Origin of the sequence: Streptomyces sp. NPDC101152 (assembly GCF_044768275.1) — a bacterium.
Taxonomy (GTDB): Bacteria; Actinomycetota; Actinomycetes; order Streptomycetales; family Streptomycetaceae; genus Streptomyces.
Genome location: NZ_JBIWPO010000004.1, coordinates 367,357 through 382,232, shown reverse-complemented (window position 1 = coordinate 382,232; position 14,876 = coordinate 367,357). Strand labels below are relative to the sequence as shown.

The 14,876-nt window shown below is 71.9% G+C and carries 12 protein-coding genes and 1 rRNA gene; 8 read left to right on the top strand and 5 right to left on the bottom strand.

What is annotated here, in order from left to right; all coding sequences use genetic code 11:
• Window positions 1–103, top strand: a 5S ribosomal RNA gene (gene rrf, locus ACIRVK_RS08025); the annotation flags it as partial.
• 98 nt (window positions 104–201) lie between these two features.
• On the opposite strand, the gene ACIRVK_RS08020 is transcribed toward rrf, so the two are convergent.
• Genes ACIRVK_RS08020 through ACIRVK_RS08000 form a run of 5 tightly spaced genes read right to left on the bottom strand, consistent with a single transcriptional unit; the run spans window position 202 to window position 5,830 of the window.
• A complete protein-coding gene (locus ACIRVK_RS08020; protein WP_404244563.1) occupies window positions 202–1,512 on the bottom strand; it encodes a DUF58 domain-containing protein in 1,311 nt (436 codons plus the stop codon).
• Complete coding sequence (locus tag ACIRVK_RS08015; RefSeq protein WP_404244584.1) at window positions 1,512–2,501, bottom strand: AAA family ATPase; 990 nt, start codon at window positions 2,499–2,501, stop codon at window positions 1,512–1,514. The genes ACIRVK_RS08020 and ACIRVK_RS08015 overlap by 1 nt, the downstream gene beginning before the upstream one ends.
• Window positions 2,501–3,700, bottom strand: a complete 1,200-nt coding sequence (locus ACIRVK_RS08010) for a DUF4350 domain-containing protein (protein WP_404244562.1) — start codon at window positions 3,698–3,700, stop codon at window positions 2,501–2,503. Before ACIRVK_RS08010 ends, ACIRVK_RS08015 begins: the two co-directional genes overlap by 1 nt.
• Window positions 3,697–4,479: a DUF4129 domain-containing protein gene (locus ACIRVK_RS08005; RefSeq protein WP_404244561.1), complete on the bottom strand. Its 783-nt coding sequence runs from the start codon at window positions 4,477–4,479 to the stop codon at window positions 3,697–3,699. Before ACIRVK_RS08005 ends, ACIRVK_RS08010 begins: the two co-directional genes overlap by 4 nt.
• Before the next feature lie 4 nt (window positions 4,480–4,483).
• Window positions 4,484–5,830 (bottom strand): glycerophosphoryl diester phosphodiesterase membrane domain-containing protein, encoded by a 1,347-nt coding sequence (locus ACIRVK_RS08000; protein WP_404244560.1) that lies wholly within the window; start codon window positions 5,828–5,830, stop codon window positions 4,484–4,486.
• A 140-nt stretch (window positions 5,831–5,970) separates the two neighbouring features.
• On the opposite strand from ACIRVK_RS08000, the gene mtnA reads away from it, so the two are divergent.
• From mtnA to ACIRVK_RS07965, 7 genes are all read left to right on the top strand, one after another.
• Window positions 5,971–7,119, top strand: a complete 1,149-nt coding sequence (gene mtnA, locus ACIRVK_RS07995) for an S-methyl-5-thioribose-1-phosphate isomerase (protein ID WP_404244559.1) — start codon at window positions 5,971–5,973, stop codon at window positions 7,117–7,119.
• Window positions 7,120–7,329: 210 nt separating this feature from the next.
• Entirely contained in the window at window positions 7,330–8,019 is a 690-nt protein-coding gene (gene mtrA / locus ACIRVK_RS07990; RefSeq protein ID WP_187283109.1) for a two-component system response regulator MtrA, read from the top strand.
• Between the two features lies 1 nt (window position 8,020).
• Window positions 8,021–10,075 carry an MtrAB system histidine kinase MtrB gene (mtrB, locus tag ACIRVK_RS07985; protein WP_404244558.1) on the top strand — a complete coding sequence of 685 codons (2,055 nt, stop codon included), beginning with the start codon at window positions 8,021–8,023 and terminating at the stop codon, window positions 10,073–10,075.
• A complete protein-coding gene (locus ACIRVK_RS07980) occupies window positions 10,065–11,891 on the top strand; it encodes an LpqB family beta-propeller domain-containing protein (protein ID WP_404244557.1) in 1,827 nt (608 codons plus the stop codon). Before mtrB ends, ACIRVK_RS07980 begins: the two co-directional genes overlap by 11 nt.
• A gap of 111 nt (window positions 11,892–12,002) precedes the next feature.
• Entirely contained in the window at window positions 12,003–12,902 is a 900-nt protein-coding gene (locus tag ACIRVK_RS07975) for a ComF family protein (RefSeq protein WP_404244556.1), read from the top strand.
• 312 nt (window positions 12,903–13,214) lie between these two features.
• Entirely contained in the window at window positions 13,215–13,907 is a 693-nt protein-coding gene (gene hpf / locus ACIRVK_RS07970; RefSeq protein WP_404244555.1) for a ribosome hibernation-promoting factor, HPF/YfiA family, read from the top strand.
• A 206-nt stretch (window positions 13,908–14,113) separates the two neighbouring features.
• Window positions 14,114–14,860, top strand: a complete 747-nt coding sequence (locus ACIRVK_RS07965; protein ID WP_404244554.1) for a response regulator — start codon at window positions 14,114–14,116, stop codon at window positions 14,858–14,860.
• Window positions 14,861–14,876 lie beyond the last annotated feature (16 nt).

Below are 14,876 nucleotides of genomic sequence, written 5' to 3'. Positions count from 1 at the left end.
CGTGAGGGAAACGCCCGGTTACATTTCGAACCCGGAAGCTAAGCCTTACAGCGCCGATGGTACTGCAGGGGGGACCCTGTGGGAGAGTAGGACGCTGCCGAACAATCATTGCGAAAACCCCCGGCCGGGGATACCGGTCCGGGGGTTTTCGCGTTTCCGGGTACCCCGGAAAAACCGCCGACCTCCGACCGCCGGCCGTCCCTACAGACGGCCCGCGGTCTTCAAGGCCAGATACGCGTCCGCCAGCGCCGGCGCCAGTTCGTCCGGCGTCTCGTCGACGACCGTGACCCCATGGCGGCGGAGTTGCTCTGCGGTGCGGTGGCGTTCGCTCTGGGCCTGGGCGGCGGCTGCGGCCTCGTACACCGCGTCGGTGTTTCCACGGGCGGTCGCCATACGGGCGACGTAGGGATCGGCCACGGAGGCCACGAGAACCGTATGACGCTGGGTGAGTTGGGAGAGGACGGGCATGAGGCCCTCCTCGACAGGGGCTGCGTCGAGGCTGGTGAGCAGGACGATCAGGGAGCGCCGAGGAGCCGTGCGGAGGGCCGTGGCCGTGAGGCCTCTCGCGTCCAGTTCGACCAGTTCGGGTTCGAGTGTCGCCATGGCGTTGACCAGAGACGGGAGCACGTCGCGCGCCGTGCGGCCCTGGACGAGGGCACGTACTCGGCGGTCGTAGGCGAGGAGGTCCACCCGGTCGCCGGCGCGGGACGCGAGGGCAGCGAGGAGCAGGGCCGCGTCCATGGAGGCGTCGAGGCGAGGCGCGTCGCCCACGCGGCCTGCGGCGGTGCGGCCGGTGTCGAGGACGACGAGGATGTGGCGGTCGCGTTCGGGGCGCCAGGTGCGGACGGCGACCGTGGACTGGCGGGCTGTCGCGCGCCAGTCGATGGAGCGGGTGTCGTCACCGGGGACGTAGTCGCGCAGGCTGTCGAATTCCGTGCCCTCGCCCCGGATGAGCACGCTGGTGCGGCCGTCGAGTTCGCGCAGGCGGGCGAGCTTGGAGGGGAGGTGCTTGCGGCTGGTGAAGGGGGGCAGGACGCGCACCGTCCAGGGGACCTTGTGGGTGCCTTGACGTGAGAACAGGCCGAGGGGGCCGTAGGAGCGGATGGTCACCCGGTCTGCCTGGCGGTCGCCGCGGCGGGTGGGGCGGAGTCGGGTGGTGAGTCGTCGGCGTTCGCCTGCGGGGACCGTCAGGCGGTGGCGGGACGCGTCGACTTCGGTGCCGGGCTGCCAGCTGCTGGGTGGCCAGGCGTCGCGCAGGCGGGCCCGTAGCAGACGGCGGGACGGGTTGGTGATCGTCAGGGTCACGTCGGCGCTCTCGCCCAGGCGGACGGAGGTGTCGCCCGAGCGGGAGAGGCCGAGGCGTCGTACGGGCGCCGCCAGGGCGAAGTCGCAGGCGCAGGCGAGTGCGATCGAGCCGTTGACGGCGAGGAGTCCCGTCCAGCCCGGGTCCCAGAGGCCGACGGGGAGGGAGCCGAGGGCCGCGAGGAGCGCGGCGCGTCCGGTGAGCGCCATCAGCGGGGCACGGGGACGTGGGCGAGGATCGCGTTGATGACGGAGTCGGCGGTCACGCCCTCCATCTCGGCCTCCGGGCGGAGCTGGACGCGATGGCGGAGCGTGGGGAGGGCCAGCGCCTTGACGTCGTCGGGGATGACGTAGTCGCGGCCTGTGAGCCATGCCCAGGCGCGTGAGGTGGCCAGGAGGGCCGTTGCGCCGCGCGGCGAGACGCCGAGGGTGAGGGACGGCGACTCGCGGGTGGCGCGGCAGATGTCCACGACGTAGGCGGTGATCTCGGGGGAGATCGCGGTCTTGGCGACCGCGGCGCGGGCCGCTTCCAGATCGGCGGGGCCTGCGACGGGGCGTACGCCGGCGGCGTGCAGGTCGCGCGGGTTGAAGCCCTCGGCATGGCGGGTGAGGACGTCGATCTCGTCCTGGCGGGAGGGGAGAGGGATCGTCAGTTTGAGGAGGAAGCGGTCCAGTTGGGCTTCGGGCAGGGGGTAGGTGCCCTCGTACTCCACCGGGTTCTGTGTCGCTGCGACCAGGAAGGGGTCGGGGAGCGGGCGGGGGGTTCCGTCGACCGTGACCTGGCGTTCCTCCATCGCTTCGAGGAGGGAGGACTGGGTCTTCGGCGGCGTGCGGTTGATCTCGTCGGCGAGGAGCAGGTTGGTGAAGACCGGGCCGGGCTGGAAGGAGAACTCGGCGGTGCGGGCGTCGTAGACCAGGGAGCCCGTCACGTCGCTCGGCATGAGGTCGGGGGTGAACTGAACACGCTTGGTCTGCAGTTCCAGCGCTGAGGCGAGGGCGCGGACCAGCAACGTTTTGGCGACCCCGGGGACTCCTTCCAGGAGTACGTGTCCACGGCAGAGGAGAGCGACGACGAGGCCGGTCACGGCGGGGTCCTGGCCGACCACGGCTTTGGCGATCTCGGCGCGCAGGGCCTCCAGGGAGGCGCGGGCCTTGCCCGCGTCCCCGGTGATCCCGGCGTTGTCAGTGGTCGGGTCCATCATGGACGGCGTACCTCTCTTTCGAGGGCGTCGAGTTGGTCGGCGAGGGCGATGAGGGCCGCGTCGTCGCCGGGCGGCGGGCCGAAGAGCAGGGAGTGCGGCACCTGTCCGTCGCCGTGGAGGTGGGCGGACAGGGCGGGGAGCAGGGTCTCGGGCGCGTGCGCCTGGGAGACGGGGACGCCTACGAGGGGGGCGAGGCGGGTGCGGGTGGTGGAGCGAAGAGCGGCGGCCGCCCGGTCGCGGGCGTTCGACTTGCGGTAGAGGCGGGCGCGGCCTTCGACGGTTTCGGAGGCGCGGATCGCCACGGGAAGTCTTTCGGGAACGAGGGGGCCCAGGCGGCGTGCCCGCCAGAGGGCGGCGAGGGCTGCCGCGATGAAGAGCTGCAGTGTGCCCCAGAGCCAGCCGGACGGAAGCAGGTCCAGAAAGCCCTTTTCGCCGCCGGTGTCGGTGGCGGTGGTGTCGGAGAGCGAGGGGAGGTACCAGACCAGATGGGGGCGCGAGCCGAGGAGTTGGAGGGCGAGCGAGGCGTTGCCCTGCTTGTCGAGCCGGTTGTTGAAGAGGATGTCGGGTGCGCCGAGGACGACGGTGTCGCCCCTCCCGGAGGTCTGCGGGATGCGCACGAGGGTGGACAGGCGCTCGCTCGGGTAGCACTTGTCGGCGTCGAGATGGATGGTGGTGTAGCGGATGCCGCCGGTGTCCGCGCTTCCCGCGCGCTGGGCCGCCGGGAGTGCGCAGTCGGGGGCGAGTGTCGAGTCGAAGCTGGTGGCGGGGTCGGCCGTGACACCGGGGGCGAGCTTTTCGACGGACCAGGCGCCGGGGGCGACGAGGACGGTACGGCCGCCGGAGTCGGCGATCGCGGAGTGCAGCAAGGTCTGTTGACCCCGTGTCAGCCGGTCGGGGACGGCGACCAGGAGAGTCGCGTCCCGGGCGGCTGCTGCGCGCGCCTCGTCCAGGGTGGTGACCACTCGCGTGGACACGCCGCGGTCGGCGAGGAGTTGGGCGATGGCGCGGCTGCCGTAGGGGTCGACGGAGCGTGGGTCGAGTTCGCCGTGGCGGGTGTCGGAGCGGACCACGGCGAGGACGACGGCCGCGGCCAGGATGAGGACGACGGCGAGGGCGATGCCTCGCGAGCGGGTCCACACCTGGCGTGCGGTGGGCGAGGCCGAGGTGGGGGCGAGGGTGGCGGCCTCGGTGGTCATTCGGCGGCCCCCTGGCGGGTGTTGTGGGCCGCGCTGGAAGTGCTGTTCGCGAGCTGGGGTCTGGTGCGTTCGAGGTCGCGGTCGAGGTCGGCGATGCGGTGGTACGACATCTCGCTCGCCCTTCGGCCGCCGTACGTCACGTCGTCGAAGTCCCGGGCCGCGGCGCGCAGTCGGTCCGTGTGCGAGGGCAGTGCGCGGCCCGCTTCGGCGGCTGCCTCGTCGGCGGTTCGGCCGGGGCGGACGTCGAGGAGCGCGCGTTCCTCGAGGGAGCGGACGATGGCGCGCATGCGTTCCTGGACGGCCTGGTTCCAGTGGCCCTGGGCTGCGTGCGCCTCGGCGGCCGCGCGGTGTTCGGCGGCGCTGCGGGGGCGGTCGTCGAACAGGGCTGCGGACGTGGTGGGTTCGCGGCGCGGGGCGCCGAGGCGCCACCACAGCGCACCGAGGAGTGCGAGGACGGCCAGGAGGACGGCGACCAGGCCGAGCATGCCCCCCGGGGTCGCGGAGGCGGCCGCTCCGAAGAGTTTGTCGACCCAGTCCCAGAAGGCGTTCAGGGCGCGCTGGAACAGGCTGGGGTCGTTCTCGTGGTACATGCGCTTGGACAGCTCGCGCCGGGCCGCCTCCCGTGCGGGGTCGCGCGGAGTCGTCACCGGCGGTTGGTCCCCGGCGCGCAGGAGCGACAGTACGGATGTCTCGCCGCTGCGCAGCAGGGCGCGTACGACGGCTTCGGCGCCGCGCGGCAGTGCCGGTACCGCGGTGAGAACTCCCCCCGTCGAGCTCACCCCATCAGCTCCCCGAGCCGGTGTCGGTGCCGTACCCCTGGACGCCGGCGGCGCGGGCGAGGTCGAGGTCGAGGGCCTCGCGTCGGATGCGCTGGTCGATGTAGAGCAGGACGGTGACCCCGGCCGTGATCGGCAAGGTGATCATGGAGCCGATCACCGAGCCGATCCCGCTGATGACGAGGAACGTCCAGCCGGCGTCGGCGCCCCCGCTGTTGAAGAAGCTGACGATGCCGTCACTGCCGAAGGCGGCGGCGATGAAGGTGAACGGGATGACCACGATCGACGAGACGATGTTAGCGATGACCGTGGCGAGCAGCTGGATGCCGAAGACCCGCCACCAGGAGCCGCGGACCAGCTTCGCGGAGCGGCTCATCGACTTGATGATGCCCTGCTTCTCCAGCATCAGCGCGGGCGAGGCCAGCGAGAAGCGGATCATCAGCCACAGCGCGACGACGCCGGCGGCGAGACCGCCCAGAACGGCGAGTGCGGCGCCCGCGCCGCCGGAGCCGGCGACGGCGACGAGGATGCCGGGCAGCGCACCGCCGAGGACGACGCCGGTCGCGATGAGCAGCAGCAGGAAGATCAGGCCGAACAGTTTGAGCACCTGCGGGCGGGCGTCGCGCCAGGCTTCGCCGGCGGTGACCGGCCGACCGAGCACGGCCCGGCTGGTGACGGTGGTGAGCAGGGCGGTCGCGGTGATCGTGCCGATCAGGGAGACGAGGAAGACGACGCTGGTGCTCAGCATCGTGTCGCCCATGGCGCGGGTCACCTCGGAGAGGCTGGCGCTCGGGTTGCTGAGGGCCGAGGCGGTGGCCCTGTTGTCCAGGGCGAGGCCCTGGACCAGGACGACGACGATCTGGGTGACGACGGCGACGGTCAGCGAGATGCCGAGGACGGTGCGCCAGTAGGTGCGCATGGTGGAGACCGCGCCGTCGAGGATCTCGCCCACGCCGAGCGGGCGCAGCGGGATCACGCCGGGCTTGGCGGCGGGCGGAGGACCGCCCCAGGCGGCGCCGCCCCAACCGCCGTAGGGGCCGCCGTAACCGCCCCAGCCGCCGGGTGTGCCGGGGCCGCTCGTGCCCCCGGGGGGCGTGCCGCCCCAGCCGGGGCCGGGCGGTGGTGGAGGCGGGGTTCGGCCCGGACCTGCGGGGCCGGTGGGGGCGGACCACTGGCCGGGCGGCGGCTGTTCCTTGGACCACTTCACGCCTGGGCCCTGCGGGTCCGTGCCCGGCTGGCCGGCGGTTTCCGCGGCCGGGGGCCGGTCGGTGGGGTCGGGAGGGCCGGACGCGCCGGGCTCCTGCCCGTCGGACGGGGCAGATCCGGGCGAGGCCCAGCCCGGAGTGTCTTTCATCGTCGCTCCTTCACGGTGCCCGTCCGCGGTCGCGGCGGCAGGTTGGCAGCCATCGTGCCATGGGGTGGTGGTACGGGTACCGGCCGCGGTATGGGCTGCGCACCTTCAATTGTCCGCCGGATACGGGGCAGACTGATCACATGGCTGATCAGCACGCGCAATCCGGCGAGGACAGCAGGCCGACCGAGATCCCGGCGATCCGCTGGGAGGAACCACCCGAAGGTCCCGTACTGGTTCTTCTCGACCAGACGAGGCTGCCGGCCGAGGAGGTCGAACTGGTCTGCACGGACGCGCCCGCGCTGGTGGAGGCGATCCGTTCGCTCGCCGTGCGCGGGGCACCCCTGCTCGGGATCGCGGGGGCGTACGGCGTCGCGCTCGCCGCCGCCCGCGGCTTCGACGTGGACGACGCCGCGACCTCGCTGGCGGGCGCTCGGCCCACCGCGGTGAACCTCTCCGTGGGGGTGCGCAGGGCGCAGTCCGCCTACCGGGCCGAGGCCGCGCGGAGCGGCGACGGGGAGCGGGCCGCCGCGGCGGCGCTGGAGGCGGCGCGGCGGCTGCACCGGGAGGACGCCGAGGCCAGCGCCCGGATGGCCGAGCGCGGGCTGGCGCTGTTGGACGAGCTGCTGCCCGGCGGCGGGCACCGGGTCCTGACGCACTGCAACACCGGGGCGCTGGTGTCGGGTGGTGAGGGCACGGCCTTCGCGGTGGCGCTCGCGGCGCACCGGGCGGGGCGGCTGCGGCGGCTGTGGGTGGACGAGACGCGTCCGCTGTTGCAGGGCGCTCGGCTGACCGCCTACGAGGCGGCCCGCAACGGCATGGCGTACACCCTGCTCACGGACAACGCGGCGGGTTCGCTCTTCGCTGCCGGTGAGGTGGACGCGGTGCTGATCGGCGCGGACCGCATCGCGGCCGACGGCTCGGTGGCGAACAAGGTGGGGAGCTACCCGCTCGCGGTGCTCGCCCGCTATCACCACGTGCCGTTCATCGTGGTGGCACCGGTGACGACGGTGGACCCGGATACCCCGGACGGGTCGTCCATCGAGGTCGAGCAGCGTGCGGGGCACGAGGTGACGGAGATCGTGGCGCCCCAGGCGCCGGTGGCCGGAGCGGAGGCCGGAGGCGGGATCCCGGTGGCGCCGCTGGGGACGCAGGCGTACAACCCGGCGTTCGACGTGACTCCGCCCGAGCTGGTGACTGCGATCGTCACGGAGGAGGGAACTGTCTCACCGGTGACGGCCGAGGCCCTCGCCCGGCTGTGCGCGAAGGCGCGCGGGGTGACGCTCGGCTGACGGCTCGGGTCGGTCCGACACGAGGTCGGTGAGCGCGCTCGGGCGCCTTCAGGCCGACCGGGCGGTCGGCTGCGCCTACTCTGGGTAGCTGAGATCCGCTGCTGACACCGACGTCGGGGGACGGGGGCAGACAGTGACGGTCGAGTACGACTATCGTCACGGGCCAGTGAGCCTGCTCACCTGCACCTTCGCCACTGTTATGAGAATGGGATGATGTCGTTTATGAAGGGACGAGTCCTTGTCGTCGACGACGACACCGCACTGGCCGAGATGCTCGGCATCGTGCTGCGTGGTGAAGGTTTTGAGCCGTCTTTCGTAGCTGACGGCGACAAGGCGCTGGCCGCGTTCCGTGAGGCCAAGCCGGATCTGGTGCTGCTGGACCTCATGCTGCCCGGCCGGGACGGCATCGAGGTGTGCCGCCTGATCAGGGCGGAGTCCGGGGTGCCGATCGTGATGCTCACGGCCAAGAGCGACACCGTCGACGTGGTGGTCGGGCTGGAGTCCGGCGCCGACGACTACATCGTGAAGCCGTTCAAGCCGAAGGAACTGGTGGCGCGGATCCGGGCCCGGCTGAGGAGGTCGGAGGAGCCCGCGCCGGAGCAACTGGCCATCGGGGACCTCGTCATCGACGTGGCCGGTCACTCCGTGAAGCGGGACGGGCAGTCGATCGCGCTGACGCCGCTGGAGTTCGATCTGCTGGTCGCGCTGGCCCGCAAGCCGTGGCAGGTGTTCACCCGCGAGGTGCTGCTCGAGCAGGTGTGGGGTTACCGGCACGCGGCCGACACCCGCCTTGTGAATGTTCACGTGCAGCGGCTGCGCTCCAAGGTGGAGAAGGACCCGGAGCGGCCGGAGATCGTGGTGACCGTCCGTGGCGTCGGGTACAAGGCAGGGCCGAGCTGACATGTCCGGTGACAGTGCCGCTTCGGCGTCCGGGCCGGCAGGGGTCCGCGCGGGGCGGCCTGTCGGCCGACCGCCCGCGGGCTCCCGCTGGCAGCGACTGCTGGCGGGCGGGTTGCTCCAGGGCGGCGTCAAGGGCAGTCCGGTGCTGCGGCTGTTCATGCGCTGGGTGCGCCGGCCGCTGCTGCCGGTCATGCGGCTGTGGCGGCGCAACATCCAGCTCAAGGTCGTCGCCACCACACTGCTGATGTCGCTGGGCGTCGTACTGCTGCTCGGCTTCGTCGTGATCGGGCAGGTGCGCAACGGGCTGCTGGACGCCAAGGTGAAGGCGTCCCAGAGCCAGGCCACGGGCGGTTTCGCGGTGGCCAAGCAGCGGGCCGACGAGGCGGCCGCGGGTACCGGCGACACCACGGCGGCGGACGGGCGTCCCTCGCAGAACGTCATCGCGTGGATGAGTGACCTGGTGTCGTCGTTGTCGAGTGGCGGCCAGGGCGCGTTCGACGTCGTGACGCTGCCCGCCGGGGACGACAGCGGCGGTGGCCGCGGGCCGCGCGCCTCCGGGTACGTCGACCCGTCCGCGAGCGTCCCCGAGGACCTGCGCCAGCGGATCAACGACGATCAGGCGGCCGCGCAGAGCTACACCCGCATCGTCTACAGCAACAACAAGGACTCCCAGCCCGCGCTGGTCATCGGCAAGCAGGTCAACGACCCCAACGGCGACCCCTACCAGCTCTACTACCTCTTCCCGCTCACGCAGGAGGAGAAGTCGCTGAGCCTGGTCAAGGGCACCCTGGCGACCGCGGGACTGTTCGTCGTCGTCCTGCTCGGGGCCATCGCCTGGCTGGTGGTGCGGCAGGTCGTCACCCCGGTGCGGATGGCGGCCGGGATCGCCGAGCGGCTGTCCGCCGGCAAGCTGCAGGAGCGGATGAAGGTCACCGGCGAGGACGACATCGCGCGCCTCGGCGAGGCCTTCAACAAGATGGCGCAGAACCTCCAGCTGAAGATCCAGCAGTTGGAGGACCTGTCGCGGATGCAGCGGCGGTTCGTGTCGGACGTGTCGCATGAGCTGCGGACGCCGCTGACGACCGTACGGATGGCCGCTGACGTCATCCACGAGGCGCGGGAGGACTTCGATCCGGTGACCGCGCGGTCGGCGGAGCTGCTCGCGGACCAGCTGGACCGTTTCGAGTCGCTGCTCGCCGACCTGCTGGAGATCAGCCGGTTCGACGCGGGCGCGGCGGCGCTGGAGGCGGAGCCGATAGACCTCAGGGAGGTCGTGCGGCGGGTCGTCAGCGGCGCCGCGCCGCTCGCCGAGCGCAAGGGCACGCACGTGCGCGTGGTGGGCGACCAGCAGCCCGTCGTCGCCGAGGCGGACGCACGCCGTGTGGAGCGGGTGCTGCGCAACCTCGTCGTCAACGCGGTGGAGCACGGCGAGGGCAAGGACGTGGTCGTCAAGCTCGCCTCGGCGGGTGGGGCGGTCGCGGTCGCGGTGCGCGACTACGGCGTCGGGCTCAAGCCCGGCGAGGCCACGCGCGTGTTCAGCCGCTTCTGGCGCGCTGACCCGGCACGCGCGCGTACCACGGGCGGTACGGGCCTCGGGCTGTCCATCGCCCTGGAGGACGCGCGGCTGCACGGTGGCTGGCTGCAGGCCTGGGGCGAGCCCGGCGGCGGCTCGCAGTTCCGGCTGACGCTGCCGAGGACCGCGGACGAGCCGCTGCGGGGCTCGCCGATACCGCTGGAGCCCAGGGACTCGCGCCGCAACCGGGGTCTCAACGACGCCGGTCTGCCTCGCGGGGGCGGCGACAAGACGGCCACCGTGCCGGTGCAGCCGGCCGTGGACCCGATACCGCCGATCGCCTCGAGACTGAACGGCGCGACGCCCACGGCCGACCCGACGGCGCTGCCCGGCAACGGGGCGCGCGTGGTGCCCAGGCCCACGGGCACGCGGCGAGCGGACGACGCGCCCCTGGGGGACGGGGCGCCCGATGAGGCCTCGGGCCGGCCGGACGCCGGGCCGGAGGACTCGACCAGACAAGGGGAGGCATCTCGTGGGCGCTGACCGCGAGGGGGGCGGCCGGCGCGGACCGGTGCGCGCGGCGGCGTACGGCGTCTGTGGCGTCGTCCTGCTGGCGGGGTGCGCGTCGATGCCCGACAGCGGGGACCTCAGGGGCGTCGACTCCACGCCCCGGCAGGACACGCAGGTACGGGTCTTCGCCATGCCGCCCCAGAAGAACGCGCAGCCGGTGGAGATCGTGTCGGGCTTCCTGGAGGCGCTGACCAGTGATGACCCGAACTACTCGACGGCCCGGCAGTATCTGACCGGGGCGGCGTCCGAGGCGTGGAAGCCCGACCTGTCCACGACGGTGCTCGCGGACGGCCCGGGTACCGGTCCCGACCGCTCGGACCGTCGGGAGGTCAGCGACGACCTGACGTTCACCCTGAGCGGTACCAAGGTGGCCCAGGTGGACGCGCAGCAGTCGTACGCGCCCGCGTCCGGGCCGTACACCGCGCAGGTGCATCTCACGCGGGACAAGAAGTCCGGCCAGTGGCGCATCGACAGGCTTCCGCAGGGCGTCGTCATGGGGAAGTCGGACTTCCAGCGCAACTACATGTCGGTCAACAAGTACTACTTCGCCTCCGACGCCACCGAGGGCACGCCCGCCGCGGTGGCCGATCCGGTGTACGTGCGCCGCCGCGTGGACCCCATGACGCAGATGGTGCGTTCACTGCTCGGCGGGCCCACGAACTGGCTCCAGCACGTGACGCGGACGAGTTTCCCGGCCGGTACGGCCCTGCAGAAGGGCGTCAGCTCGCTCGCGCCGGACGACCAGAACAAGCTCACCGTGCCGCTCAACGCGAACGCCGCCCACGTCGAGGCGGCCACGTGCAGCGAGATGGCCGCGCAGCTGCTGTTCACGCTGCAGGGCCTCACTCCGGTCGTCGACCAGGTCGAGCTGCGTTCTGGCAACCAGCGGCTGTGCTCTCTCTCGGAGGACCGGACCGCCACCTACGCCACGCTGGCCTCGGCGAACGATCCCGGCTACCTGTACTTCGTCGACGGCAAGAACCGGCTGGTGCGGATAGCGGCGGGGGCCCGGAGCACCGATCCCAGGCCCGAGCCCGTTCCGGGGGCCCTGGGTGAGGGCGAGAAGGCGCTGAAGTCGGTCGCCGTGTCGCGCGACGAGCACACCGCGGCCGGGGTCGCCGCCGACGGCAAGGAGCTGTACGTCGCCTCCCTGGTCACGGGCGGTTCGCTCGGCGACCCCGTGCTGACCAGCCACGGCAGGACCGCACAGGACCGGTTCACGGCCCCCAGCTGGGACGTCCACGGCGACCTGTGGGTGGCCGACCGCGATCCCGGCGCTCCCCGGCTGCTTCTGCTGCGGCAGGGCAAGGGGCAGCCCGTCGTGGTGCGGACACCAGGGCTGGACGGGCGGATCCAGGACGTGCGGGTGGCGGCCGACGGGGTGCGCATCGCGCTCGTCGTGGCCAAGGGAAGCCAGAAGTCCCTGCTCGTCGGGCGGATCGAGCGCGGCACGGACGCGACCGCGCCGACGGTCTCGGTGCTCGGACTGCGGTCGGCCACACCGGAGTTGGAGGACGTCACGGCCATGTCGTGGGCCGGGGACAGCCGGCTCGTGGTGGTCGGGCGCGAGCAGGGCGGCGTCCAGACGATGCGGTACGTCCAGGTCGACGGCTCCACACCGGAGGGGCCGGCGCCCGCCGCGCTCACCGGCGTCAAGGAGATCACGGCGACCGAGTCGGACCGGCTGCCGATGGTGGCGTACTCGGCCGACGGGATCGTACGGCTGGCGGCCGGGGCCCAGTGGCAGAAGGTGGTCACGGACGGGACGGCACCGGTCTATCCGGGGTGACCCGAAGGATCAGGACTGGCCCGCTGGCTCGTTTTCCGCCCGGGCGAGTTGTCCACAGGGGGTTGTCCACAGGGGTGGCCGGGTCCCTCGGGTGTGGGCACAGTGGTGGGCATGCGGGGGTGGTGGCAGGACCTCACCGACCTGGTGCTGCCGACCGAGTGCGGGGGGTGCGGGAGGCCTCGTACGGTGCTGTGTCCGCGGTGCCGTGCGGCGCTGAGCGGGGCGGCACCGAGCCGGGTGCGACCGGTGCCGGAGCCGCCGGGTCTGCCGGCGGTGCACGCGGCGGCCCGGTACGCGGACGAGGTGCGGGCCGTTCTCCTGGCCCACAAGGAGCGCGGCGCCCTGACGCTGGCGGCACCGCTGGGGACGGCCTTGGCAGGGGCCGTCCGGGCGGGGTTGCTGGAGTCTGGGGGCGCCGGGGCAGGTGGGGCGCTTGTGGGCCTCGCTGGGGGCCGTGGCGGGCCGGTGTTGCTCGTGCCCGTGCCGTCCGCGCGGTGGGCCGTGCGGGCTCGGGGACATGATCCGGCCAGGCGGATCGCGCTCGCGGCGGCCGCGGAGCTGCGGCGGGGCGGGACCGCGGCGCGGGTCGTCGCCGTGCTGCGGCAACGGCGCGCCGTTGCCGATCAGGCGGGGCTCAACTCCCGGCAGCGGCTGGAGAACCTGACGGGCGCGCTGGGCGTGGTGCCGGGAGGCGCACGGCTGCTCGGGGGCGGCCGGGTCGTGCTCGTCGACGACCTCATGACGACGGGCGCGTCGCTTGCCGAGGCGGCGCGCGCCGTACGGGCGGCGCGGTGTGAACGGGGGCCGGTTTCTTGTGGCGACGGCGCGACGGCCGTGTACGCGGCGGGAAGTCGGGAAGGCACAGGGGAACGGATCACCGGACCGGCGGCGGAAGAGGCCTACCGTGGCCACGCCGGGCCGGGAAAGGCGGGCGCGGACGGTGTCGACGACCTGATCTGCGCGGCTGTGATCGCAGCGCCGCCAGATTCCTTCGAAATAAACCGGAACTGACTGCTGACTTGCATCGTTGCAGGTAATGACAGGGTCAATTCACCTGAACGGAGGTACGCCGCGGTAGAGGGTGACGACATCCGTCCGGGCGAGATATGTTCGGTTGTGAGGAAAGGCGCAGGCCACACCTCACCTACCCGATGTGCCGTGCCGTGGGTTTCGCACAATCACCCGCGCTGGTGGAGTGGAGATCTTGCCCACGGGGGAGGAGGTGGACGTCACCGAGTCCGTAGGTTCCGGAGTTCACCGGAGCCTGGTGCAAAAGGGAGATGCTCCGCAGCGAGGCGGAGCAATCCGGGAACGGAGTTCTGCGTGGACATCGTCGTCAAGGGCCGCAAGACCGAGGTGCCCGAGCGGTTCCGCAAGCACGTGGCCGAGAAGCTGAAGCTGGAGAAGATCCAGAAGCTCGACGGCAAGGTGATCAGCCTCGACGTCGAGGTGTCCAAGGAGCCCAACCCCCGACAGGCCGACCGTTGCGACCGAGTGGAGATCACGCTCCGCTCCCGCGGTCCGGTGATCCGAGCGGAGGCGGCGGCCAGCGATCCGTACGCGGCGCTCGATCTGGCGGCGGAGAAGCTGGATGCCCGGCTGCGCAAGCAGCACGACAAGCGGTTCTCGCGCCGTGGCGCTCGCCGGATCTCGGCGGCCGAGGTCCCCGACCACGTTCCTGGCGCGGCGACGCTCAACGGGAACGGCCAGGCCGTCCACGAGGAAGACACCGACGGCGTACCCACCAAGAAGATCGGCTCGCTGGAAGTGAAGGGCGAAGGCCCCCTCGTCGTCCGCGAGAAGACCCACGTCGCCTCCCCGATGACCCTCGACCAGGCCCTCTACGAGATGGAACTGGTCGGCCACGACTTCTACCTGTTCGTCGACTCCGAGACCAAGGAACCGAGTGTCGTCTACCGACGGCACGCCTACGACTACGGCGTCATCCACCTCAGCACGGACCCGATGGTCGCCCAGGCGCAGTCTCCGGCGCCCGGCGGCATGCTGGGTGGCTGACCCACGCGACCGACAGTTGAGCCGGTGCCCCTGGAGCGCCTGTGCGCCCCCAGGGGCACCGGTGTGCGACCACCCAACGCCCCGCTCTGTCACCCCGTTGTAGCCCGGGCATGGAATCATGGCCTCAGCGGCCCAACCGATGGGCCGTTGCCTTGGGTTGGCGGATGGCACAGCACCACAGGCCACAGCCTTCAGGGGGAGGAACGATGGCGGACAGCTTCGGACCGATGCGTGACGAGGATGCCGACGGCGGCGTCGTCGGCATGGGCCCGGACGCGGGCACTGCGCGCAAGGAACCGATCAGAGTCCTTGTCGTCGACGACCACGCCCTCTTCCGCCGTGGCCTGGAGATCGTGCTCGCCGCCGAGGAGGACATCCAGGTCGTCGGCGAGGCCGGGGACGGCGCGGAGGCCGTCGACAAGGCCGCGGACCTGCTGCCGGACATCGTCCTGATGGACGTCCGGATGCCCAAGCGGGGCGGTATCGAGGCGTGCACCTCCATCAAGGAGGTCGCCCCCAGCGCCAAGATCATCATGCTGACGATCAGCGACGAGGAGGCGGACCTCTACGACGCGATCAAGGCGGGAGCGACCGGTTATCTCCTGAAGGAGATCTCCACCGACGAGGTGGCCACCGCCATTCGCGCGGTCGCCGACGGTCAGTCGCAGATCAGCCCCTCGATGGCGTCGAAACTCCTCACCGAGTTCAAGTCGATGATCCAGCGCACCGACGAGCGCCGGCTCGTCCCCGCGCCCCGGCTGACCGATCGCGAGCTGGAGGTCCTCAAGCTCGTCGCGACCGGGATGAACAACCGGGACATCGCCAAGGAGTTGTTCATCTCCGAGAACACCGTGAAGAACCATGTGCGCAACATCCTGGAGAAGCTGCAGCTGCACTCCAGGATGGAGGCGGTGGTGTACGCGATGCGGGAGAAGATCCTCGAGATCCGCTGAAGTGGTCCGCTGACGT